The sequence below is a fragment of the Streptomyces sp. NPDC001714 genome (assembly GCF_042892755.1).
In the GTDB taxonomy this organism is placed as follows: Bacteria; Actinomycetota; Actinomycetes; order Streptomycetales; family Streptomycetaceae; genus Streptomyces.
In genome coordinates, this window is record NZ_JBIAUL010000007.1 from 56906 (window position 1) to 79684 (window position 22779).

The window sequence follows — 22779 nt, forward strand, 5'->3', positions numbered from 1 at the left end:
GACAACGGAATCCCGGGAGCGCCGCTGCCGCTGTGGACTCCCGTCGCCTCACGGACGAGGCGGCGGGACGATGGATTCGCCCCACTTTCCACACTTTAGGGACCCCTCATGAGTTCTGCTGATCTGACCGGACGCGTGGCCCTGCTGACCGGCGCGACCAGCGGTATCGGCGCCGCGACCGCGACGCTGCTCGCCGAGCGCGGCGCGCACGTCCTGGTCGCGGGGCGCGACGCGGACCGCGGTGAGCAGGTGGTCGGCGCCGTCCGGGAGCGCGGCGGCAAGGCGGACTTCCTGGCGGCCGACCTGCGGGACGCCGACGCGGCGCGGCGCCTGGCCCGCGAGGCCACCGCGCTGGGCGGCGGCCGCGTCGACATCCTCGTCAACAACGCCGGCGTCTTCCCGTTCGGGCCGACGGCGCAGACGCCCGCCGACCAGGTGGACACCGTCTACGACCTGAACGTGAAGGCGCCGTTCTACCTGGTGGGCGAGCTCGCCCCGGCCATGGCCGAGCGCGGACAGGGCGCCATTGTCAACGTCAGCACCATGGTCGCCGAGTACGGCGTGGCGGGGATGGCGCTGTACGCGTCGAGCAAGGCCGCGGTCAACCTGCTGACCAAGTCCTGGGCCGCCGAGTTCGGTCCGCAGGGGGTGCGGGTCAACGCCGTGGAGCCCGGTCCCACCCGCACCGAGGGCACGGCCGCCATGGGTGACGACCTGGACGCCCTGGCCGCGCAGGCACCCGCAGGCCGGCCCGGCGAGGCGCGCGAGATCGCCGAGGCGATCGCCTACCTGGTGAGCGATGCGTCGAGCTTCGTCCAGGGCGCGATCCTGCCGGTCGACGGTGGCCGTACGGCCGTCTGACGCACACGGCGGGCGCGGGCGCCGACGAACCTCGCCGGCGCCCGCACCCGCGCGGTGGGCTCTCCGCCCGTGGGCCGGGCGGCCCCGTACTACTCCCGCACCGACCGGTCCAGCGCGGCGATGAACCGGCCCAGGTCCCGGCGCCGGGAGTCGGCCGGCCACACCACCCAGGTGCGCCGCACCAGCGGCCGGCCGACCAGCGGTGACCAGGTCACATGGGCGGGGAGCGGCTGCTGCCAGCCCGCCGGGGCCAGGGCGAAGGCCTGCCCGGAGGCGACCGCGGCCAGTTTCACGTCGGCGATCAGCGCCTGCCCCTCGGGGGCCTCGGGGCCGAGATCCAGACCGTGGCCGCGTAGGACCGCGGTCAGCTCGTCGTACCAGGCGGGACTGCCGGTGCGCGGAAACCCGACCCACTGCAGATTCCCGAGCGCGTCGAGCGGGATGCCGTCGGGCCCGGCCAGCTCGGCGGCCTGCTCGGCGGCGACCAGCACGCCGAGCTTCTCCCGTACGACGAGCAGCGCGTCGAACTCCGGCCCGGACGGCCGTTCCCGCAGAAAGCCGACGTCGAGCTCACCGGCCCGCAGCGCGGCCAGCTGCTCCGCCGTGGACAGGTGCCGGGCCTGCACCCGGGTCTCCGGATGGGCCTCGGCGACTTCCGCCAGCGCCGGGTCGAGCAGTCCGGACGGCAGCTCCAGGGGGATCCCGATGCGCAGCGCCCCGCCACCCGGACCGGCGTACCCCGCCATCACCCGCAGCGCCTGGTCGTGCCGGGCGAGCACCGCCCGTGCCTCGCCCAGCAGCGCGGTCCCGGCCTCGGTGGCCTTCGCCCCGCTGCTCCCGCGCACCAGCAGCCGTACCCCCAGCTGCCGTTCCAGCCCGCTGATCGTCTGGGACAGTGCGGGCTGGCTCACATGCAACCGCCGGGCGGCGGCCGACAGCCCGCCCTCCTCCGCCACCGCCACGAACGCCCGCAACTCCCGCAACTCCATGCCCACATGCCATCACGGCCGCCGACCGGAGTCACGCCGTGGGCGGCCGAAACGCGGGCGGTCCAGCCCCTCCGGAGACAGTGCGCATCTGTGCTCATCCATCCCGCCGCCCCGCTGCCCCGCCGTCCCGCTGCCCCGCCGTCCCGCCGTCCCGCCGTCCCGCCATCGCCCCGGCCGGCAGTGCCCTGTTCGCCGTCGGCGGTGTCATCGGCCTGCTCAACGGCCGGTCGCCGCCGACGGCACGTGGGCGTCTCCGACCACTCCGCCGAGGCGGATGGCCGAGTTCTCCCACACCCTGCCGGTGGAGACACTGCGGCCCCGGCGCGGAGTCGGCGCGTCTACGATGGGGCGCATGGCGGCGGTGGTCGGACACGAACAGGGCGAGCCCGTGCGGACCGCGGCCGTGACGCCTGCCGACGGTGCGCGTGACCTCGATCCCGTCTCGGCCTCCTGGGTGCGGGAACTGTCGTCGACCGGCGCGGCCTACGAAGCGGCATGCGCCCGGCTGCACGGCGATCTGCTGCGGATCGCCAAGCGCGAACTGGCCAGGCGGCGTTCCCGGTACGGTTTCGACGGTCCCGAGGTCGACGACCTCGCCCACCAGGCCGCCGCGGACGCCCTCCTCGCCATCACCCGGAAGATCGATGAGTTCCGGGGCGAGAGCCGCTTCACCACCTGGGCCTACCGGTTCGTCGTCCTCGAGGTGTCGGCGAAGATCGGCCGTCACTTCTGGAGCACCCAGCGGGTGGAACTCGACGGTGAGGACTGGGACCGGCTGCCCGACCGGCTCGGCGCCGGCCCCGCGGAGTCGTCCGAGGCACGCGCCCTGGCCGCCGCCGTGCGCGCGGCGGCGGACGAGGTGCTGACCCGCCATCAGCGCAGGGTCTTCGTGGCGCTGGTCCTGGACGCCGTACCGCTGGACGCGCTGGTCCTGGAACTGGGGAGCAGCCGGAACGCCGTCTACAAGACGATGTTCGACGCCCGGCGCAGGCTGCGCGACCATCTCGTGGCCCACGGCTACCTGGACGTGATCCCCGGGAGGCGGTCATGACGAACCCGGACCGGCTCTCCGTACGGGCGTCGCTGGAGCGGTTCCTGACCACGGACCCGAGGGACGTGGGATGCGAGGAGGCCCTGCGCCTGCTCCACGTGTACGCGGACCTCAGGGCCGCCGGAGACGATCCCGAGCGGCACTGGCCGGGAGTCGCCGCGCACCTGCGGGCCTGCGGTCCCTGCGACGAGGACTACCGGGGGCTGCTCGCCGCCGTCCTGGAGACCTGAAGCGGGCCCCGGGCACGCCGGCGAGCAGCCTGCCGTCAGGAGGCGGCGATGCCCTCACCGCCGACGGCGTCGGGGACGACGACCGAACCCACCCGGGCCAGGGAGCCGTCGCGGTCGACGCGGAACTCGTCGACGCCGCCCTCCTTGCCCGTCTGCACGTACAGGAAGCGGCCGTCCGAGGAGACGTCGGAGTCCACCGTCCCGGCGCCGGTCGGGGTGGTGCCGACGGCCCGGAGCGCGCCGTCCGCGCCGACGCGCAGGCCGGACAGGGTGCCGCTGCCCGCGTTGGAGGCGTAGACGTGCGCGCCGTCGCGGGCGATCCAGCAGGTCGCCGCCTGCCCGGTCGCCACCTCGGAGACCTTGGTCAGCCGCAGGTCCGCACCGACCCGGAACGTGGCGACCGAGTTGGTTCCCGCCTCGGTCACCACCAGACGCCCGCGGGCGTCGAAGGTGAAGCCGAAGGGCACCGCGCCGGGGGTGGCGGTGACCACGGGACGGGCCGCGATGCCGGACCGGCCCACCGGGAAGACGTCTATGGTGTTGGCGCCGGCCTTCGTGGTCACCACCAGCGCGCTGCCGTCCGGAGTGAAGGCGAGCTGTCCGGGCGTGTGGGTGAACTGGGGTGTGGCGGCCGGGTCCAGGCCGAGGGAGCGGTGCCAGGCGGGCACCTCCACCAGCGAGCCGTGCACGTTCCGGAAGCCCTGCACGGAACCGCCGCCCAGCGCGTTGAGCACGTACACCAGGTCGCCGTGGACGGCCATGCCGACCGGGAACTCGCCTCCCGACGACATGATCTGACGACGGATCAGCTTGTCACCGCGCACCGCGAACACCGTGACCGTGTCGCTGCCGGCGTTCACGGCGTAGAGCAGGCCGTGCGCCCTGTCGTACGTCAGCGATCCCTGCGAGGCGAGGTGGTCGACCGCCGAGCCGTCGAGGACTCCGCCCAGCCCGCCGGTCCGGTACACCCCGCTCTGGTGCAGCGTTCCGTCCGCGGTGCGGCCGTAGGCCACCACGGCGTTGCCGTTCACCCCGTCGGTCTGGACGAACACGGCATCGTGGGTACCGCCGGAGTACGCCGACGCGGGACCGGTGCTCAGTGCGAGAGACGCGGCGCCGGCGATGATCACGGCGACCGTCGCGGCGGCCTTCGGCTTCTTACCCATCGTCATTTCCCTTGTGCTCCTGTCGACGTGGCGGCAGCGGCCGCCGGCGGTGAGGTGGGACCCGGTTCGGTCTCACACCGGATCTGCGTCGCCGGCGGCGCGGTCCTTTCCTCGCCCGGCGGTCACGAAAGATCTCCGTAAGAACTCGGCGGGCCCAGGAGCAGCCGGCACCGATCAAGGCCGAGTAAGGTAATCCTAAGTTTGTTTGGTCGTCGGTTTCGAGGGCGGACGGAGGCTCGATGACGGAGGTCGCAGGCACACCGCGCAGGCCGGTGCTGACGCTCGGCCGGGTGCGGTTGGGGGCGGGCGGACCGCTGGTCGGGGTGCGGGTGGCGGACGGCCGGGTCACCCATGTCGTCCCGGCGCAGGACACCGCGGGGTCCGCCGCAGCCGTCGCGGGTGAGCAGGTCGTCGATCTGGACGGGCGCATCCTGTTGCCCGGCCTGTGGGACGCCCATGTCCACCTTGCCGAGTGGGCGAGCGCGCGGCGCCGCCTCGACCTCTCCGGGACCGCCTCCGCGCGGGAGGTGGCCGACCGGGTGCGCGCACACGGACGTACGGCACCCGGCGTGGGAACGGTCCTGTTCGGATACGGCTTCCGGGACGGGCTCTGGCCCGACGCCCCGGACAAGCGGCTCCTCGACGCCGCCCTGCCGGACCGCCCGGTCGCCCTGGTCAGCGCCGATCTGCACGCCGTGTGGCTGAACTCCCCCTGCCTGGCGCTGGTCGGCCGCGGCGACCACCCGACCGGACTGGTCCGGGAGGCGGAGGGGCACGAGGTCCTGTCGGCCCTGCCCGAGGTGCCGGACGGGACGCTGGACGCCTGGGTCGCCGACGCCTGCCGGGCCGCCGCCGCACGCGGGGTCACCGGGGTCGTCGACTTCCAGTACGGCGACACCGTGGGCGCCTGGGAGCGGCGCTCGGCACAGGCTCCGCCGGCCGTACGGGTGTCGGCCGCCGTCTACCCGAGCCACCTGGACGCGGCCGTGGCGCGCGGGCTGCGCACCGGGTCCCGTATCGGCGCGTCCGACGGACTGGTACGGGTCGGCCCGCTCAAGCTCTTCACGGACGGCTCGCTCAACACCCGTACCGCGCTGTGCCGCGATCCCTACCCGGGTCTCGAGGGCACGGACGGCGCGCACGGCATCGAGCAGACGGCACCGGACGAGCTGGTACGGCTCATGCGCCGGGCCGCCGCCCACGGCATCGAACCTGCGGTGCACGCCATCGGCGACCGGGCCAACACCGTGGCCCTGGACGCCTTCGAGGCCGTGCGCTGCCGCGGCCGGATCGAGCACGCGCAGCTGCTCGGCCCCGAGGACCTCCCGCGCTTCGCCGAGTTGGACGTCACGGCCGGGGTGCAGCCCCGGCACGCGACGGACGACCGGGACGTGGCCGACCGGTACTGGGCCGGACGCACCTCACGCGCCTTCGCCTACGCCGGCCTGCTGGCCGCCGGGGCACGGCTGGAGTTCGGCTCGGACGCCCCCGTCTCGCCGCTGGACCCCTGGCTCGCCGTCGCGTCGGCCGTCACCCGTACCGACGACGACCGTCCCGCCTGGCACCCGGAACAGTGCCTGCCGGTCCGGGACGCGCTGGCCGCGGCGGCCCGCGGACGCCGGCTCATCAGGGTCGGGGACCCCGCGGACCTGGTGGTCGTGGACGTGGATCCCCTGACGGCGGCCCCGGACACGCTCCGCGCGATGCCGGTGCACGCCACCATGACGGCCGGACGTTGGACCCACGGGCCGTACTGACCCGGCCGGTCCGAGGCGGCGGTCGGCGGTGCGCGGGGCGCGTTGGGCCCCGTGGCCCGGACGGGACCGTACCGTCCGGGCCACGGGAGTGCGGGGTGGCGGGGCGGGTCAGGCCGCCGTCGCCCGGTCGGCCAGCACGGAGCCGTGGATCTCCTGCGCCCGGACCGCCACGGTCGACAGCAGGGTGCTGGTGAGCCCGTGGGTGTGCTCGGTCCCGCCCTGGAGGTAGATGCCGGCCCCGACCTCCGGCACCGTCTCGACGCGGTGGTCCCGGCCGACCCGGATCGCGTCGCCGTCGTCCTCGAGGCACAGTTTGGCCGCGTCGCCCATGAGCGCGGTCAGGTCCGGGGCGGGTAGCCGGTCGCGAGCACCAGGACGTCGGCGGACAGCGTCTGCTGTTCGCCGGTGGGCAGGAACTCCACGGTGACGTCGAGACCGCCGCCGGTGCCGCCCGCCCCGGGCACGACGTCGCGGACGCGGGAGACGTCGAGGAAGCGCAGCCGCTCCCGGCCCGCCACCTTCTCCCGGTACGTGGTGGCGTACAGCGACTCGATCAGGTCCACGTCGACGACCGAGTAGTTGGTGGAGCGGTGGTAGTCCAGCAGGGACTGCTTGACCGCGGACGGCGCGGAGAAGTAGACGTCGACCGCCTCCGGGTCGAAGATCCGGTTGGCGAACGGGCTGTCGTCCGCGGGCGTGTAGCCGTACTTGGCGAAGACCGAGCAGAACTCGGCGTCCGGGAACGTGCGGTGCAGGTAGTCCACCGTCTCGGCGGCGCTCTGCCCGGCGCCGAGCACGACCGCCCGCCGCACCGGCGCGCCCGTCGCGGCCAGTTGCTCGGCCCGCGGAATCAACTCGCTGGTGTGCCAGACCCGTTCGGCGAGTTCCAGCCCCGGCGGCACATGCGGCTCCAGGCCCATCGCCACGCTGATGTTGCGCGTGCGGTGGGTCACGGTCGTCCCCGGGCGGCCCGTGGCACGGCGGGTGACGTCGAAGAACGTCACCCGCCCGTCGTCGTCGCGCACCGGGTCCACGGCGATCACCTCGCTGCCGTACGACACCGGGTGCGCGACCCGGGCCGCGGCCCACTCGAAGTGCTCGTGGAACTCCATCCGCAGCGGGAAGAAGGTCTTCTGGTTCAGGAAGTCGATGAGTCTGCCCTGTTCGCGCAGGAGGCAGAGGAAGCTGTAGTCGCTGGTCGGGTTGCGCAGGGTGACGAGGTCCTTGAGGAAGGAGACCTGCATCGTGGCGTCTTCGATCAGCATGCCCCGGTGCCAGCCGAACCGCGGCTGCCGTTCCAGGAACAGGGCGTTGAGACGGCCGTCTGCCGCGAGACCCGCGTTGTGCTCCCCAACCGCTACGGAGAGAGCGAGATTTGACGGACCGAAACCGATTCCGATGATGTCGTGGAGGACGTCGGAACCCATGACCGGTGATTGTCGGAAGCGGACGGTCCGGCAGACCCGACCGGCTCCGAACCGAGGACACCGGGCCCTGCCGGCACCGGCGACACGTCCCGAGCACATGCCGGAGGTGACCGCCACCGCGCCCCGGCGTTTCCCGGCGGGCAGGGCTCCGGAACAGTCGGAGGTCGCCGGGACGTCGCTGCGCACGAATGTGCTAACCCGCTGAGCGGGTGACGGCCGGCTTGCCGTGGGCAATTTCCGCATACGGCTCGGTCACATGCCGAGCACGCGCTCCAACAGCTGCATCGTCCCTGAGAGTTGTGGGCCTATGCCGGGCAAGATAGTCGGGCTGATCATCGCTGCGGTACTGCCGCCTGCCGTGGTCGCCGGGTTGTGGCGGGACCTGGTGACGAACCATCCCCTGATCGCGGCAGTTCTCCTCCTGGTCTACGAGGGCGTGCTCGGGTTGGCGGCGTTCGTCTGGGGGATCGCACGGGAGGTGGCGAAACGCTGGCAGCATCGGCTCGTCGAGCGGGTCGATCACGCGCTGTGGCAGCGCCTCTCCCGATTTCCCCGCCGCTACCGGGCCGCGCTGCTGGGCAGCCTGCGGTTCGTCTATCTCAAGGACTTGAAGACGCCGGGCTACTACGCCCCCGAACTGGACGAGGTGTACATCGACCTCAAGCTTGCCCGTCAACTCCCAGAACGGGTCGAGCAGAGTTTCCTCGCCCGCTTTCCCCAGGACGCGACCGCCCGCCTCGGACTGGACGAGTTCCTCGACAGTGATCGCCCCGTGGTCCTGGCGATAGTGGGGGCTCCGGGCAGCGGCAAGACCACCCTTGTCCGGCGGACGGCCCGGCAGATCTGTCAGGCACCCCGAGGCCGCCGCCGCCCGGTCCCCATCCTGCTGTTCCTGCGCGATCACGTGTCCGCGGTGCTCGCCTCCGCAACGGTGACCCTGGCCGATCTGGTGAGGACGACGCTGGAACGCGGGGTGGACGAGCCCACCGGCTGGTTCGAGCAGAGGCTCCGGGACGGCGACTGCGTCGTGCTGCTCGACGGACTGGACGAAGTGGCGAAGGAAGAGGACCGGCTGGTGATGGCCGCCTGGGTGGAGCGTCAGGTCGCCCAGTACCCGGCGAACGATTTCGTCGTCACCTCCCGTCCGCAGGGCTACCTCGCCGCCCCCGTCAACGGGGCGGCTGTCCTCCAAGTACGCAGTCTCACGGACGACCAGGTGACGAAGTTCGTCCGCAGCTGGTATTTCGCGGTCCTACGGCACTTCCCGGAGAGGGAGGAGCCGGATGTCCGGCGCGAGGCGCAGTCGGCGGCAGACGATCTTCTCGCACGCTTGCACAACGCCCCCTCCCTGCTCGACCTGACGATCAACCCACTGCTGCTGACGATGATCGCCAACGTTCATTTCTGTCGAGGCGCGCTGCCCGGCAGCCGGGCCCAGCTGTACGACGAAATCTGTCAGGTCATTCTCTGGCGCAGGCAGGAGTTCAAGCGTATCGGCAGTGAACTTCGCGGCGAACAGAAAGAGATCCTGCTCCGCCGCCTCGCGTTCTCGATGATGGACCTACGTGTACGCGACCTGCCCCGCTCGCTGGTTCTCGCGGAGATCGAACCGATGTTGCGCCGGATGACCACGTCCCAGACCGCAGCGGAATTCCTGGCCGAAGTGGGATCGAGCGGGCTGCTGGTGGAACGTGAAAGCGGTCAGTACTCCTTCGCGCACCACACCTTCCAGGAATATCTTGCCGCCGCGCACCTTCATGACGTGGGAGGCTCCGGGTTGCTCGCCGGAACCGTCGACGACGTGTGGTGGCGTGAGTCCACCCTCCTGTACGTGATCGGATCGGACGCTGACGCCGTCGTCGAGGCGTGCCTCGGCTCAGGCAGCGTCACCGCGCTGTCCCTGGCCTTCGACTGCGCGGAACAGGGCTGTCATCTCGCCCCGGAACTACGTGAACGCCTTGACCGGCTCCTTGCGTCGGCGCTCGGTCCTGGCACCGACCGCGACCGGCTGCGTCTGATGGCCAGTGTGATGGCGACGCGTCAGCTGCGTCAGCTGGTGCGGACCCAGGCGGGCGGCAACATCTGTGTCCGCCCGGTGACGCGCGGCCTCTACCGGCTCTTCCGGCTGGACTGCGACGTCCCGCCCCCTGACCGGCCGGGTGCCGACGGAGCCACGGGTGCAACGCCCACTGATCGGGGAGACGCGGAACGGCCGGTCATGGGCGTGCGGGCCGCGGAGGCGGTCGCCTTCGTCGGCTGGCTCAACGGCATCACGAGCGACAGCCCGGGTTACCGTCTCCCGACAGACCGGGAAGTGCAGGACCCCGCCGTCCTGCGCACCCTCACCTTCGGCCGGCACGGCGCCGCCTCCCGCAGCTTCTGGCTGATGTCGGACCGGGACCCGGAACGACCGCACCTGTGGCCCGTCCCGGGCAGTCCGCACCCTTACGCGATGGATTCGGCCACCCTGAGGCGCCACGTCGGCGAGGACGTGAGGCGCGCACGCACGACCCTCGTCCGCCTGCTTCTGACGCGGGGGCTCGTCTCCCTCCGTGTGCTGTCGCACACCCTTGGCCTTGTCCGTACACCAGGTGTTGCCGCCGACGACGCGCTTGATCACACGCATGACCTCGTCCGGACGCTCCGGCACGCGGTCGCGCTGGATCCCGACGGGCGTGAGCAGCTCACCGCCACGTTCGCCCTGGCTGAGGACCTCGGCGACAGCATCCGCCGCGCGAGGCGGCGCGACCGGGCCGGTGGAATCGCTGCCGCCCTCGAACGCCGGTTGGTATCGGCTCTGGAAGCCCGGGGCGACGGCGCTCAAGCCGACGTCCTTGACCTCGTACTCCCGCCCGGCGTGGTGGCCGGCCGGGAGCTTGCAGGCGATCACGTTTTCGATCGTGCACTGGAGCACGCGATGGGGACCGCCTTGTCGTCCTCGATGACGCATGTACTCCGCGTGGACGCCGACGCGGATTCCTGGTTCACCGAGTTCGCTCGGAAGTTCATTGACGAGACCTGCGTCGAATTCCAGCCTCGAACCGTGCCGTTGAGCGAACTGCCGGCCATGGCTCAGGAGGCCGGCAGTCTCCTCCAGCTCCGTCTCCAAGGGGCCTCGGAGGTGCCGCCGGGCACCTGGGCCCGTGCCGTCCTTCCCTCGTTCGTCGAAGCGACGGCGTCGGCATGGGAAAGCCGCAACGGGATCGCTCCGTATGGCGCAAGCCGCCTGCGCATCGCGGCCCTCTGCCTGGCGGCGGAAGCCGCCGCCCGGGGCGCGGCGCGCGCCCGTCACCTTTTCGTCGACCTCGCGAACGGCGTGACGCTGCTGGAGGAGAGACGTACGGGAGTGCGGACTCCGAACGAAATGATTCTGCTGGGGACTTCATAGCGGGCCGGCAAAGAACAACCCTTCCTCAGGAGGTCGCGTGCCGCACGAAAACGGGCCTGCGCGACGTCATCGAACTCGCGATGGCCGGTATCGTCCGTTGTCGCGCCGCGGTGTTGTCGCTGCCTCCATCGGGCATGCACTTGAATGGTTCGACTGGAACTCATATGTGATCTTCTCTGTTTTCTTCGCGCCGCACTTCTTTCCCTCCGGCCGTTCCGGCGCCGCGCAACTCGATACGTTGATGATCTTCGCGGTCGGGTTCTTGTTCCGCCCTCTCGGCGGGATGGTCCTGGGCGGCTTCGCCGACCGGCACGGGCGCCGCAACGCACTCACCCTGTCCATGCTGCTCATGGCGGGCGGCAGCCTGCTCATCGCCGTGTGCCCGACATACGAGCAAGTCGGTTCGGTGGCACCGGCACTACTGCTTGCGGCGCGCGTGGTTCAGGGTCTGTCGACGGGCGGTGAGATGGCGACGTCCGCGACGTATCTGGCAGAGGTCGCACCACAAGGCCGCCGCGGCTTCTACTCCAGCTTCTCCTATGTCACCGGGACGCTGGGCAGTCTGGCCGCCACGGTCCTCGGCCGGCTGATTCTCGGTCAGGTCGGCGTGACCGGAATGGGGGACTGGGCCTGGCGGCTTCCCTTTGCCTGCGGAACGGTTCTCGGTTTCTACGCCCTGTACTTGCGGCGTTCCCTCGACGAGACCGGCCCCTACCTCATGGGACAGGACCTTCGAGTGCGCCGCCCCACGTGGGAGGTTCTCCGCCGGCACCCTGTCAGCGGGTTGCGCGTGGCCGGGTTCACGGTCGGCGCGACGACCGTCTACTACACGTTCCTCGTCTATCTTCCCGGATACGCGCAGAGCGCCTACGGCATGTCCGCCGCCTCCGCCCTGTGGGTGGCCGTCGTCGCCCAGGCCGCCATGACGGTGACACTTCCGGCCCTGGGAATCCTTTCTGACAGGATCGGCCGCAAGCCGCTCCTGAGCGTCTTCGCCGGCGGCTATGTGGCACTGGTCGTGCCCTTCTTTTCCTGGCTGTCCTCATCGCCGTGGACCCTCTTGGCCATCATGACCACCGGCCTGCTGCTCTTCGGGTGCTATGCGGCTGTCGCGCCCACCGCGATGGCCGAACTCTTCCCCACCCAGGTGCGGTCCGTGGGGCTGGGTATGCCCTATTCCCTCGTCGTCGCGCTTTTCGGCGGTACCGCCCCGTACCTCGTCCAGGCGCTGACCGACCACGGTCACGGCGATTGGTTTCCCTGGTATGTGCTCGTGCTGTGCCTCGTGTCCCTGGCGGTCTACCTGACCACTCCGGAGACCAAGGACGTGAACCTGGACCAGTGACGTGTCCCGTCCCGGCGGGGACGGCCTCAGGGGTGCGCTGTCCCCGAATGCGCTGGTCGGCAGGCCCTAGCCGCAGCCGGTGAGGATCGATTCCGGCGAGGTCCTCGGGCGGTGCCCGCCCTCCAGGTGGGCCGGCGCCGACCGCTCGCCGTCGACGGCCGCGAGCGCCGCGGGCCGTGCGAGGAACCGTCGCCGGGACTCCTGGGGGGAGACGCAGCCGAACTGGACGTCCCAGCAGCCGCCTCGCCGGGTGAGGAAGACCGCGCACAGGGGTGGCACGGCGAGATGCCAGAAAGTTCTCGCCGGGACGGCCAGGGCGTGGACGAGCGCGGCCCGGACGACGGCCGCTTCGGTGACGACCACCGCGTGCCCCGCGTCGGGCGCCACATCGCGCAGCCAGTCCGCCGATCGGCGGCAGAGCTGGCGTACGGACTCCCCTCCGTGGGGCGCGGCATCCGGGTCCGTGCGCCACGCGCTGAAGCCGTCGGGGTCGGTCGCGGCGACTTCACCGACGGTGCGGCCGTACCATCTGCCCACGTCGAGATCGCGCAGCATCGGCTCGGACACCGCCGCCAGGCCGATGGCGTCGGCAGTCTGCGAGCAGCGGATCGAGGGCCCCCGGACGGCCGCCTGGTGAGGAGAGAGCACTGCTCTCGCGGCGCCTGCCAGGCGCAGGCAGCGCTCGCTCAGGGGGGCGTCGCCGAGGAACGGATCCAGAGTGGCGTCACCGCCGGGCGCGCACACGAACGTCAGGTGGATCGACATGGGATCGACCTCCTACTTGGCCCGGCATGGCTTCGGACGGCGTGAGACCCGCACGAAGGCCGCTCGATCGGCCGGGCCGACGACCCGGCCGGCGGGCGGACGGAGCGGCGGACGGAACGCCCGACGCCACGTCGTGCCTCACGTGCTCCACAGTCGGTGCAGGCCCCCCGGCCGCACCATCCGCCAGGTGTCCGGAACCACCCCGCCGACTGGCCGGCATGCCTGCGCGGCCCGGGCTGAGCCCGGCATCGGACATCCGTTGCGCCGCCCGACGGGGCACCGAACCGGACCACGGTCCGGAGGTCTGCGGAGCGCGGTCACCGGCAGGGGTACGGGGGAGGGCGGGAAGCCCACGGGCGCGGGGCGGGGGCGGACCCGCGCTGTGCGGCCGGCGACCCGGCGGGCGGTGGTGCCGGCAGCGGCGTTCAGCGGTTCCGCTCAAGGGGCAGCTCGAGGCGGAGCTCGTAGCCGCCCTGGGCCGTGGGGCCGGACGTGACGGTGCCACCGAGAAGCTCCGCGCGTTGGGCGAGGCCGACCAGGCCGTGGTGGGCGCTCGGCAGGGCGAACGCGGGCCGGGTGGGGGCCGTGTTGGTGACGGTGGCGCGCAGGACGCCGTCCTTGTGCCCGATGCGGACGGTCGCGGCGCCGCCGGGGGCGTGTTTGCGGACGTTGGTCAGCGCTTCCTGGACGGTCCGGTAGACGGCGCGCTGGACCGTGGGCGGAAGCTCCTCGGGCAGGTCGGTCTCCAGCTTCGCCTCGATACCGCTGGCCTCGACCAGGTGCTCCAGGTCGGCGAGCGAAGGCTGCGGGGTGAGCTCCGTGGGCCTGCTGCCGGAGGCCCGCAGCACGCCGACCATGTGCCGCAGTTCTTCGAGGGTCTGCACGCTCAGGCGGCGGATCGTGGCCGCGGCCTGTCTGGTCTCGGCGTCCCGGCCGCCCACCTGGAGCGCTCCGGCCTGTACGGCGATGAGACTGACCTGGTGGGAGACCACGTCGTGCATCTCCCGGGCGAGCTGGGCGCGCTCCTTCGCCAGCACGCTCTGGGCGGTCAGCAGCCGTTCCTGCTCGCGGGCCTCGGAGATGTCGGCGAGCCGCAGCGACAGTTCGCGTCGGGCCTGGACGAGCTGGCCCAGGAACACGGGAGCGGCAGCGGTGGCCAGGGTGTAGCTGAGGTGGAACAGGTTGTTCGTCTGGGACAACTCGGTGGCGTCCAGGGACGACCACGGCCAGGGCAGGAAGTCGATGATCGCGTAGGCCAGCGCGCAGCCGGCCAGCAGGAGGCGGTGGCGGTTGAGGGAGGAGAGCGTGTACAGCGCGGCCATGGGGGCGACCACCGCATCGGTGACCAGGGCGGTGGGGAGCGTGAGGACGAAGGTCGTCAGGGGGAGCCGGTGACGCAGCATCAGGGCAAGGGCGCCGAGCAACGCGCAGGCAGCCGCCGGCTCGTCCTCGACTCCGACGTGAGCCCAGGCGTCCGCCAGCGCGATCCCGACGAAGCCGATGTCGAGGAGGACGGCTGACGACCGTCGGGAGCTCACCGGGCGCCCTCGTCCTGCGACGGAGTGAGCAGGCCCGCGCGCTCGGCGACGAGAGCCGCCTGGACGCGGCTGTTCACCCGCAGTTTGCCGAGCACGTTGGTGACATGGCCCTTGATGGTGCCGGTGCTCAGGTGCAGCCGTTCGCCGATCTCGTTGTTGGCGAGTCCTTCGGCCATGAGGACGAGCACGGCACGTTCGCGCTCGGTGAGCCGGGCGGTGAGACGAACGGCGGTGGGCTCACGAACGCTGTTGTCGAGGTAGCCGCCCACCACCAGGCGAGTGACCTTGGACGACAGCACGGTCCCTCCCTCGGCCAGGGTGCGCACCAGGTGCGGAAGCTGCTCGGGATCGGTGTCCTTGAGCAGGAATCCGGCGGCGCCCGAACGCAGAGCGGTGGCCACGTACTCGTCGGTGTCGAACGTGGTGAGCATGGCGACCACCGGAGCCTGCGGCATGCGGCGGAGGTCGGCCAGAATCGTGAGCCCGTCCACGTCCGGCATCCGGATGTCGAGCAGGACGACGTCGGGTCCCAGCTCCCGCACCGTGCGCACGGCCTGGCCACCGGGTACCGCCGCGACGACCTCGATGTCGTTCGCCGTTTCGAGGATGTGCGTGAAACCCGTGCGGATCAGGGCTTCGTCGTCGACCACCAGTACCCGGATCACGTGCGCTCCGCTCGTCGCAGGTCCTGTCGATGCGTACCCCCGCGGGGACCCTTCTCCCGGTGACCGGCACGCAGAACCCGCCGGTTGGCCGCGCGACCTCAGCCGGTCGGCGGGGCCCCGGTCACCCGCTCACGGCCACGGCGGCAGGCGTGCCACCTCGGCGAACGGCGCGCCAGGCCCGGCCGTGGCGCAGCCGGGACCTCCTCACTCGCCTCACTACGCTGAGCGACGGGAGACCACACGGCCCAGGACAGATCGGGAGACCATGGCCCTCGACCTAGACATCGACCGCATCCGCGAGCTCGTCGGCGAAGGTGTCCGCGACAAGGTCTACCCCGGCGCCGTCTGGGCCGTCGGAGACCGCTCCGGCGGCATGGTGATCGGCGCCCCGGGTGTCCTGGACCCCGACCGGCCCGACGAGCCGATGCGGCACGACACCGTCTTCGACGTCGGCGCCCTCACGGAGATCCTCGCGGTGTGGTCGTCCATCGGATCCCTCGTCGAGGACGGCAAGCTGCACCTCGATGAGCAACTGGGAGACTTCTGGCCCGAGGTGAGCGGCCACCCCCTGGGCCGGGTGACCACACGCCACCTGCTCACCCACACCGCCGGCGTCCCCCTCCGTACCGACCTCATGGACCTGTACGGCGCCGACCCCCGGGGCATCCGCGCCGGCGTCCTCCACGAAGCCGTGCGCCGTCCGCCCGGGGAGGCCGTGGAGTACACCGAGCGCGCCGCTCTCGTCCTCGGCTACCTCGCCGAAGAGCTCTCCGGCCGGCGCCTGGACGTCCTCGCGGCCACCGCCGTGTGGCAGCCCCTCGGCATGACACGCACCAGCTACGGCCCCCTGCCCGGCGAAGCGGCCGCCCGCTGCGCTCCGACCGAACTCGACGACATCACGGGGGCCCGCCTGAAGGGCACCGCCCACTGCGTGTCGGCGCGCCTGCTCGGCGGAGTCTGCGGCATCTCCGGAGTGTTCTCCGTCCTCCCCGACATCGCGGCTTTCCTCCGCCACCTGCTGCAGCCGAGACAGGACGGCGGGCAACCGGGCTTCGGCCCCGTCTGGATCCAGGAGTCGCTGCGGATCCGGACCGGCGCCCCTACGCCTGCCGGCGGACTGTTCTGGCACCCGGACCCGGGAACCGTCCCCGGGGCGGACGACATCTGGGTGCACCACGGCTCCGCGGGAACGAGCGCATGGGTCGCTCCGCAGCAGGGCCGCTGGGCAGTCCTGCTGACCAACAACCTGTACTACTCCGGGGACCCCGGGCCCCTCGGCCCCCTTCGCAACGCCTTCCGCTCGCTCGCCTTCGCCTGACGCTGCGCCCCCGTCGGAAGGGCCGGGGCGGCGGTCTCCGGGGACCGCCTACCCTTGACCCATGACCAGCAGCAGCGACCGGAGCCCGGTAGTGGACGTTCAGGCACCCAAGACCTACGAAGTGCGCACTTACGGGTGCCAGATGAACGTCCATGACTCCGAGCGATTGTCCGGGCTGCTGGAGGAGGCCGGTTACGTGCGCGCCCCGGAGGGGTCGGACGGCGACGCCGATGTCGTTGTCTTCAACACCTGCGCGGTCCGGGAGAACGCCGACAACCGGCTCTACGGCAACCTCGGCCGGCTCGCGCCCAGGAAGGCGTCCCGCCCCGGTATGCAGATCGCGGTCGGCGGCTGCCTGGCGCAGAAGGACCGCGACACCATCGTGCGCAAGGCCCCCTGGGTCGACGTCGTCTTCGGCACGCACAACATCGGCAAGCTGCCGGTCCTGCTGGAGCGCGCCCGGGTCCAGGAAGAGGCCCAGGTGGAGATCGCGGAGTCGCTGGAGGCGTTCCCCTCCACCCTGCCGACCCGCCGTGAGAGCGCCTACGCGGCCTGGGTGTCGATCTCCGTAGGCTGCAACAACACCTGCACCTTCTGCATCGTCCCGGCCCTGCGCGGCAAGGAGAAGGACCGCCGCACCGGCGACATCCTCGCCGAGATCGAGGCCCTGGTCGCCGAAGGCGTCTCCGAGATCACGCTGCTCGGCCAGAACGTCAACGCGTACGGCTCCGACATCGGCGACCGCGAGGCCTTCAGCAAGCTGCTGCGGGCCTGCGGGAGCATCGAGGGCCTGGAGCGGGTCCGGTTCACCTCCCCGCACCCCCGTGACTTCACGGACGACGTGATCGCGGCCATGGCCGAGACCCCGAACGTGATGCCGCAGCTGCACATGCCGCTGCAGTCCGGCTCGGACACCGTCCTGAAGGCGATGCGCCGCTCGTACCGCCAGGAGCGCTACCTCGGGATCATCGAGAAGGTACGGGCCGCGATCCCGCACGCGGCGATCACCACCGACATCATCGTGGGCTTCCCCGGCGAGACCGAGGAGGACTTCGAGCAGACCATGCACGTCGTGCGCGAGGCCCGCTTCACGCAGGCCTTCACCTTCCAGTACTCCAAGCGGCCCGGCACCCCCGCCGCGACGATGGAGAACCAGATCCCCAAGGAAGTGGTCCAGGCGCGCTACGAGCGTCTCGTCGCCCTCCAGGAGGAGATCTCCTGGGACGAGAACAAGAAGCAGGTCGGCCGCACGCTCGAGCTGATGGTCGCCGAGGGCGAGGGCCGCAAGGACGGCGCCACCCACCGCCTCTCCGGCCGCGCCCCCGACAACCGCCTGGTCCACTTCACCAAGCCGGACCAGGACGTCCGCCCCGGCGACGTCGTCACCGTCGAGATCACCTACGCCGCCCCGCACCACCTCCTCGCCGAGGGCCCGGTGCTCGGCGTACGGCGCACCCGCGCCGGCGACGCCTGGGAGAAGCGGAACGCGGCCGAGCCGGCCAAGCCGGCGGGCGTGCTGCTGGGCCTGCCGAAGATCGGCGTGCCGGAGCCGCTGCCGGCGGCGACCGGGGGCTGCGCCGCGCACTGAACACCCGCCATACTCCTCACGTCGATCAGGAGCCGGGGGGCGGAGCATGGCGCGCTGGGTGGTTGTCGTGCAGTTCGGGAACGGGGACTTCTACAAGGTCGAGGAGGTCACCCGCTTCGAGGGCACCCCGGAGCAGGCCCGGGCGACCCTGTACGAGGTCGCCTGCACCCACCGTCCGCGCGCGGGCCTGCGCCAGCAGCGCCGTGAGGTGTTCCGGGTGGGGGACGGGGACGCGTACTACGTCCACATCGACGGCTGGATGTCCACGCACCGGGTGTTCTACCGGCTGGCGGAACTGGCGTGGAGCAGCGGTCCCGCGCCCGTGTACCCGCAGTAGGCTGCCGATCATGCTTGTCGCAGCAGCAGTCTGTCCCTGCCCGCCCGTCATCCTCCCCGAGGTGGCCGCAGGGGCCGCGCCCGAGCTGGACACCGCGCGTGCCGCCTGCGCCGACGCGCTCGGGGTGCTCGCCGCCGCCCGCCCCGACCTCCTGGTGGTGGTGGGGCCCGCCGACCAGCAGGGCCAGGGCGTGTTCCCCCAGGGCAGCCGGGGCACGTTCCGGGGTTTCGGGGTCGAGGTCGACGTACGGCTGGGCGGCGGCCCACCCGGTGGGCCGGTCACGGCCGCCGAACGGGAGCTGCCGCCCTCGCTCGCCGTCGGCGCCTGGCTGCTGGAGCGCACCGGGTGGGCCGACGCCCCCATCGAGGGGCTCGGCGTCGGCGAGCCCCTGGAGACCGAGCGGTGCGTCCGGACCGGCCGGGAGATCGCCGGCCGGGCCGCGCGGGTGGCGATGCTGGTCATGGGCGACGCCAGCGCCTGCCGCACGCTCAAGGCGCCGGGCTACTTCGACGAACGGGCGGCCCCCTTCGACGCCGAGGCGGCCCGGGCGCTCGGCGCGGTCGACCTCGAGGCGATCAAGGCCCTCGACGCCGGCCTCGCGTACCGGCTCAAGGCCGCCGGCCGCGCCCCCTGGCAGGTCCTCGCCGGTGCGGCCGAGGACGCGGGCCTCGCCGGGGCACTCCTCTACGACGACGCACCGTACGGAGTCTGCTACCTGGTGGCGACCTGGTCCTGACGAGCGTCGGCGGCAGCGCGCCCCGGCCCCGAACGCGCGCCGAAACGGCGGACGGCCGGGAGTCGGGTGACTCTCGGCCGTCCGCCGATCTTCTCCGGGACCCGCCCGGCTCAGGAAGCCGGCGGCGGTCCCTCCGGCCGGGTCGGGGTGGTGGGGCCGGGCGCCGTACCGCCCATGGCGTCCGGGTGCACAAACCGGTCCATGGCGCCCTTGGCCCTGCCCGTACCCGTCTGGATCTTGTCGCTGTACTTGCCCTTGGTCTTCTCGTCGACGACCCGCGCGGCCTTGTCGATGCCGTGCTGGAGCTTGTCGACCTTGTCCTCGTGCTGCTGCGCGAAGTGAGAGGCCTTGTCCTTGGCCGGGGCGAGCTTGGCCTTCAAATTGTCCAAAAGACCCATGGTTACCTTCCCTATGGCGTCCCTCGCGGGCCGTTATGTGCGGGCGCCCTCGCCGGCCTCGTTGTCGGCGGCCTCCTTGGCGGACTGCTGCTTGGGGATCTCGGTGCTCTCGGCGGCGGCCGCGGCGCGCTCCGTCTCCGTCCTCGCGTCCGCGCCCCGGTCGTCGTCCTCGCCCGAGCCCTTCGCCACCGCCTCGGTCCCGGCCGCCTCCTCCGCGGCGTTCTCCGGTCCGGGCCCGTCCGGCTCGGCACCGGCCGGCACCTTGGCATCCGGTTCTTCCGGCGTCTTCGGCTCTTCCGACGCCTTCTGCTTCTTCCCAAGGAACCGTGCAAAAACGCCCATATCCACTCCATACGTTACTCGTGCGAGCGAAATCCCGCGTGACCCCGGTGCGTCCGATTGCGTCGGACCGGTCGCGGCCTCTCGGCGGCGATGGCGGGAACCTCGCAACGGGCAACGAAGCCGGACACGCTCCGTCACGTAACTCGTTCGAGACCCGCTTCCGAGGTTTGCGAGACTGGTGCGGTGAGCAGCGCACCCCTCGCCCCCCGTGTCATCGCCGTCGTCGGCCCCACCGCGGCCGGAAAGTCCGACCTCGGCGTCTTCCTGGCCCAACGGCTCGGCGGCGAGGTCGTCAACGCCGACTCCATGCAGCTGTACCGGGGGATGGACATCGGCACCGCCAAGCTGACGCCCGAGGAGCGCGCCGGCGTCCCGCACCACCTGCTCGACATCTGGGACGTGACCGTCACCGCCTCCGTCGCCGAGTACCAGCGGCTCGCCCGCGCCCGCATCGACGTCCTGCTCGCCGAGGGCCGCTGGCCGATCCTGGTCGGCGGCAGCGGGCTGTACGTCCGCGGCGCCGTCGACAACCTGGAGTTCCCCGGCACCGACCCCGAGGTCAGGGCCCGCCTGGAGGACGAGCTCGCCCTGCGCGGCTCCGGCGCTCTCCACGCCCGGCTGTCCGCCGCCGACCCCGAGGCGGGCCGCGCGATCCTGCCCAGCAACGGCCGCCGTATCGTCCGGGCGCTCGAGGTGATCGAGATCACCGGGCGCCCCTTCACCGCCAACCTGCCCGGCCATGACTCGGTCTACGACACCGTCCAGATCGGCGTCGACGTGGCCCGCCCCGAACTCGACGAGCGCATCGCCCTGCGCGTCGACCGGATGTGGGAGGCCGGACTGGTGGCCGAGGTGCGCGCACTGGAGGCGCACGGGCTGCGCGAGGGACGCACGGCGTCGCGCGCCCTCGGCTACCAGCAGGTCCTGGCTGCGCTCGCCGGCGAGTGCACGGAAACGGAAGCGCGGGCCGAGACCGTCCGTGCCACCAAGCGCTTCGCGCGCCGCCAGGATTCATGGTTCAGGCGCGACCCCCGGGTGCACTGGTTGAGTGGGGCCGCGGCGGACCGAGAGGAACTTCCGCGGCTGGCCCTGGCGTTGGTCGAACGACCGGTCACAGCCTGATCACGTCATGGCATCGGGATGCGCCACGGGTCATCGAGGCCTCCGACGCCGTGCCATCATCGAGCTTCGATCGCAAGTGGAGTCCTAGGTTGGGAGGGCGCGTGGCGATGGAGGCCGGCCCTCGCGACACCGCACAAGACACCGAGCATGTCGCCGTCGGGCCCAGTGACGCAGTGGAGGCCGAGGGCCGACTGAGCTCCGACGGTCCGGACGACACGGTGGGCGGCGGCGTCACCGCCGACGGCCCCGAGCCGGAGGAGATGTTCGCGAGCGGCCCCGAGGTCGAGGTGGAGCTCCGTCCGCAGCGCCGCCTGCGCCTGTGGCAGCTGGCTCCCATCGTCGGCCTGGCCGCGGTCGGCTCCCTGATGTTCGCCTTCCCGCTCGCCTTCGACTTCGGCGACAGCGGCGCGGTGATCGCGATGCTGGGCCTGCTGATCTGCTCCTGCGCGGCCGGCTGGGGCATGATGGCGGCGCGGAAGGTCGGCTACACCTGGCCCGGCCTCCCGGCAAGGGGCTCGGGCCGCAAGGCCGACTGGCGCGTGGTGATCGGCTACGTGGTCCTGGTGGCGATCGTGGTCGTCCTGGCGGTGTGGCGCGTAGCGCGCCTGCGCTGACGTTCGCCTGCGCCGACGTACGCCTGCGCTGACGTAAGTCTCCGCCGGAAACGCCCCGCACCGGAGCGCCCCGAAAGAGGCGCTGGGGGTACCCCAGCCGAAGGTGGGGGGAGGAACTGCGCGACGAGCCCCCACCGGGCCCGCACCCGAACCACCTCCGAACCACCCCTTCCCCCTCCCTTACCCTCGAAGAATGAGCATCCCCTTCCTCAAGGGCCACGGCACCGAGAACGACTTCGTGATCGTCCCGGACCCCGACAACGCCCTGGACCTCACCCCGGCCGCCGTGGCCGCCCTCTGCGACCGCCGCGCCGGCATCGGCGCCGACGGCGTGCTGCACGTCGTGCGGTCCGCCGCGCACCCCGAGGCCAAGGGGATGGCCGCCGACGCCGAGTGGTTCATGGACTACCGCAACGGCGACGGCTCGATCGCCGAGATGTGCGGAAACGGCGTCCGCGTCTTCGCCCGCTACCTCCAGCACGCCGGCCACGTGACCGAGGGCGACCTCACCGTCGCCACCCGCGGCGGCACCAAGACCGTGCACATCGCGAAGGACGGGGACGTCACCGTCGGCATGGGCCGCGCCCGCCTCCCCGAGGGCGACGTGACCGTGAGCGTCGGGGAGCGCACCTGGCCCGCGCGGAACGTGAACATGGGCAACCCGCACGCCGTCGCCTTCGTCGAGGACCTCGCCGACGCCGGCGACCTCTACACCCCGCCCCCCTTCAGCCCCCCGTCGGCCTACCCAGAAGGGGTCAACGTCGAGTTCGTCGTCGACCGCGGCCCCCGCCATGTCGCGATGCGCGTGCACGAGCGAGGCTCCGGAGAGACCCGCTCCTGCGGCACCGGCGCCTGCGCGGTCGCCGTGGCCGCCGCCCGCCGCGACGGCGCCGACCCCACGGTCACCGGCGCCCCGGCGACGTACACCGTGGACGTGCCCGGCGGACGGCTCGTCATCACCGAGCGGCCCGACGGCGAGATCGAGATGACCGGCCCCGCAGTGATTGTCGCCACGGGCGAGATCGACGCCGATTGGCTGGAAAACGCCGCCCGCTGAGCTGACCGCACGTCGGGAACCGTGGTCAGGGCGGTCGTCCAACACCTGGATCCACGGCCCGCGTTGCCGCCACTGGCGAGAAACG

Annotated in this window: 21 protein-coding genes and 1 pseudogene; 13 read left to right on the plus strand and 9 right to left on the minus strand. The window is 72.0% G+C overall.

All coding sequences use genetic code 11. The annotated features are described in order from the left end of the window. Nucleotides 1–108 precede the first annotated feature (108 nt). Nucleotides 109–861, plus strand: coding sequence for an SDR family NAD(P)-dependent oxidoreductase (locus tag ACFY0P_RS19650; protein WP_388914281.1), 753 nt, complete (start codon nucleotides 109–111; stop codon nucleotides 859–861). Between the two features lie 89 nt (nucleotides 862–950). Here the strand turns inward: ACFY0P_RS19650 and ACFY0P_RS19655 are convergent, their stop codons facing one another. Both ACFY0P_RS19655 and ACFY0P_RS19660 read right to left on the minus strand, forming a co-directional pair. Next, nucleotides 951–1850: a LysR family transcriptional regulator gene (locus ACFY0P_RS19655; RefSeq protein WP_388914284.1), complete on the minus strand. Its 900-nt coding sequence runs from the start codon at nucleotides 1848–1850 to the stop codon at nucleotides 951–953. Between the two features lie 216 nt (nucleotides 1851–2066). After that, complete coding sequence (locus ACFY0P_RS19660) at nucleotides 2067–2204, minus strand: hypothetical protein (protein WP_388914287.1); 138 nt, start codon at nucleotides 2202–2204, stop codon at nucleotides 2067–2069. Between ACFY0P_RS19660 and ACFY0P_RS19665 the strand changes: the two genes are divergently transcribed. Together ACFY0P_RS19665 and ACFY0P_RS19670 are read left to right on the plus strand one after the other, a co-directional pair. Then, nucleotides 2203–2901 carry an RNA polymerase sigma factor gene (locus tag ACFY0P_RS19665; RefSeq protein ID WP_388914290.1) on the plus strand — a complete coding sequence of 233 codons (699 nt, stop codon included), beginning with the start codon at nucleotides 2203–2205 and terminating at the stop codon, nucleotides 2899–2901. The genes ACFY0P_RS19660 and ACFY0P_RS19665 overlap by 2 nt on opposite strands. Continuing rightward, entirely contained in the window at nucleotides 2898–3131 is a 234-nt protein-coding gene (locus ACFY0P_RS19670) for a hypothetical protein (RefSeq protein WP_388914293.1), read from the plus strand. The genes ACFY0P_RS19665 and ACFY0P_RS19670 overlap by 4 nt, the downstream gene beginning before the upstream one ends. A gap of 35 nt (nucleotides 3132–3166) precedes the next feature. Here ACFY0P_RS19670 and ACFY0P_RS19675 read toward each other — a convergent pair whose 3' ends face one another. Next, complete coding sequence (locus ACFY0P_RS19675; RefSeq protein ID WP_388914296.1) at nucleotides 3167–4303, minus strand: lactonase family protein; 1137 nt, start codon at nucleotides 4301–4303, stop codon at nucleotides 3167–3169. A 233-nt stretch (nucleotides 4304–4536) separates the two neighbouring features. Between ACFY0P_RS19675 and ACFY0P_RS19680 the strand changes: the two genes are divergently transcribed. Beyond that, nucleotides 4537–6054 (plus strand): amidohydrolase, encoded by a 1518-nt coding sequence (locus ACFY0P_RS19680; RefSeq protein WP_388914299.1) that lies wholly within the window; start codon nucleotides 4537–4539, stop codon nucleotides 6052–6054. 108 nt (nucleotides 6055–6162) lie between these two features. Here ACFY0P_RS19680 and ACFY0P_RS19685 read toward each other — a convergent pair. After that, nucleotides 6163–7481, minus strand: a pseudogene (locus ACFY0P_RS19685) (lysine N(6)-hydroxylase/L-ornithine N(5)-oxygenase family protein). A gap of 307 nt (nucleotides 7482–7788) precedes the next feature. Between ACFY0P_RS19685 and ACFY0P_RS19690 the strand changes: the two are divergent. Both ACFY0P_RS19690 and ACFY0P_RS19695 read left to right on the plus strand, forming a co-directional pair. After that, nucleotides 7789–10869, plus strand: a complete 3081-nt coding sequence (locus ACFY0P_RS19690; RefSeq protein ID WP_388914302.1) for an NACHT domain-containing protein — start codon at nucleotides 7789–7791, stop codon at nucleotides 10867–10869. Between the two features lie 37 nt (nucleotides 10870–10906). Next, nucleotides 10907–12214 carry an MFS transporter gene (locus tag ACFY0P_RS19695; protein WP_388914305.1) on the plus strand — a complete coding sequence of 436 codons (1308 nt, stop codon included), beginning with the start codon at nucleotides 10907–10909 and terminating at the stop codon, nucleotides 12212–12214. Between the two features lie 66 nt (nucleotides 12215–12280). Here ACFY0P_RS19695 and ACFY0P_RS19700 read toward each other — a convergent pair whose 3' ends face one another. The 3 genes from ACFY0P_RS19700 to ACFY0P_RS19710 all read right to left on the minus strand — a co-directional run bounded on the left by ACFY0P_RS19700 (nucleotide 12281) and on the right by ACFY0P_RS19710 (nucleotide 15182). Next, nucleotides 12281–12979 (minus strand): histidine phosphatase family protein, encoded by a 699-nt coding sequence (locus ACFY0P_RS19700; protein ID WP_388914307.1) that lies wholly within the window; start codon nucleotides 12977–12979, stop codon nucleotides 12281–12283. A gap of 425 nt (nucleotides 12980–13404) precedes the next feature. Then, nucleotides 13405–14517 carry a sensor histidine kinase gene (locus ACFY0P_RS19705; protein ID WP_388914310.1) on the minus strand — a complete coding sequence of 371 codons (1113 nt, stop codon included), beginning with the start codon at nucleotides 14515–14517 and terminating at the stop codon, nucleotides 13405–13407. Beyond that, a complete protein-coding gene (locus tag ACFY0P_RS19710) occupies nucleotides 14514–15182 on the minus strand; it encodes a response regulator (protein ID WP_388914313.1) in 669 nt (222 codons plus the stop codon). Before ACFY0P_RS19710 ends, ACFY0P_RS19705 begins: the two co-directional genes overlap by 4 nt. 265 nt (nucleotides 15183–15447) lie before the next feature. Here ACFY0P_RS19710 and ACFY0P_RS19715 point away from each other — a divergent pair, with 265 nt between their 5' ends. From ACFY0P_RS19715 to ACFY0P_RS19730, 4 genes are all read left to right on the plus strand, one after another. Continuing rightward, on the plus strand, nucleotides 15448–16500 hold the full coding sequence (locus ACFY0P_RS19715) for a serine hydrolase domain-containing protein (RefSeq protein WP_388914316.1): 1053 nt from the start codon (nucleotides 15448–15450) through the stop codon (nucleotides 16498–16500). Nucleotides 16501–16561: 61 nt separating this feature from the next. Beyond that, the gene (gene miaB / locus ACFY0P_RS19720; protein ID WP_388914319.1) at nucleotides 16562–18088 is read left to right on the plus strand and encodes a tRNA (N6-isopentenyl adenosine(37)-C2)-methylthiotransferase MiaB; all 1527 of its coding nucleotides are present in this window, start codon (nucleotides 16562–16564) and stop codon (nucleotides 18086–18088) included. A gap of 46 nt (nucleotides 18089–18134) precedes the next feature. Next, nucleotides 18135–18425, plus strand: coding sequence for a hypothetical protein (locus tag ACFY0P_RS19725; protein WP_388914322.1), 291 nt, complete (start codon nucleotides 18135–18137; stop codon nucleotides 18423–18425). Nucleotides 18426–18435: 10 nt separating this feature from the next. After that, nucleotides 18436–19161, plus strand: coding sequence for a class III extradiol dioxygenase subunit B-like domain-containing protein (locus tag ACFY0P_RS19730; protein WP_388914325.1), 726 nt, complete (start codon nucleotides 18436–18438; stop codon nucleotides 19159–19161). 110 nt (nucleotides 19162–19271) lie between these two features. On the opposite strand, the gene ACFY0P_RS19735 is transcribed toward ACFY0P_RS19730, so the two are convergent. Both ACFY0P_RS19735 and ACFY0P_RS19740 read right to left on the minus strand, forming a co-directional pair. Continuing rightward, nucleotides 19272–19559, minus strand: a complete 288-nt coding sequence (locus ACFY0P_RS19735; protein ID WP_388914328.1) for an antitoxin — start codon at nucleotides 19557–19559, stop codon at nucleotides 19272–19274. 33 nt (nucleotides 19560–19592) lie between these two features. After that, complete coding sequence (locus ACFY0P_RS19740; RefSeq protein ID WP_388914331.1) at nucleotides 19593–19901, minus strand: hypothetical protein; 309 nt, start codon at nucleotides 19899–19901, stop codon at nucleotides 19593–19595. Between the two features lie 183 nt (nucleotides 19902–20084). Between ACFY0P_RS19740 and miaA the strand changes: the two genes are divergently transcribed. The 3 genes from miaA to dapF all read left to right on the plus strand — a co-directional run bounded on the left by miaA (nucleotide 20085) and on the right by dapF (nucleotide 22694). After that, the gene (miaA, locus tag ACFY0P_RS19745) at nucleotides 20085–21023 is read left to right on the plus strand and encodes a tRNA (adenosine(37)-N6)-dimethylallyltransferase MiaA (protein ID WP_388914334.1); all 939 of its coding nucleotides are present in this window, start codon (nucleotides 20085–20087) and stop codon (nucleotides 21021–21023) included. Nucleotides 21024–21130: 107 nt separating this feature from the next. Next, a complete protein-coding gene (locus tag ACFY0P_RS19750; protein WP_388915359.1) occupies nucleotides 21131–21637 on the plus strand; it encodes a hypothetical protein in 507 nt (168 codons plus the stop codon). Nucleotides 21638–21830: 193 nt separating this feature from the next. Further along, nucleotides 21831–22694 (plus strand): diaminopimelate epimerase, encoded by an 864-nt coding sequence (dapF, locus tag ACFY0P_RS19755; protein ID WP_388914337.1) that lies wholly within the window; start codon nucleotides 21831–21833, stop codon nucleotides 22692–22694. Nucleotides 22695–22779 lie beyond the last annotated feature (85 nt).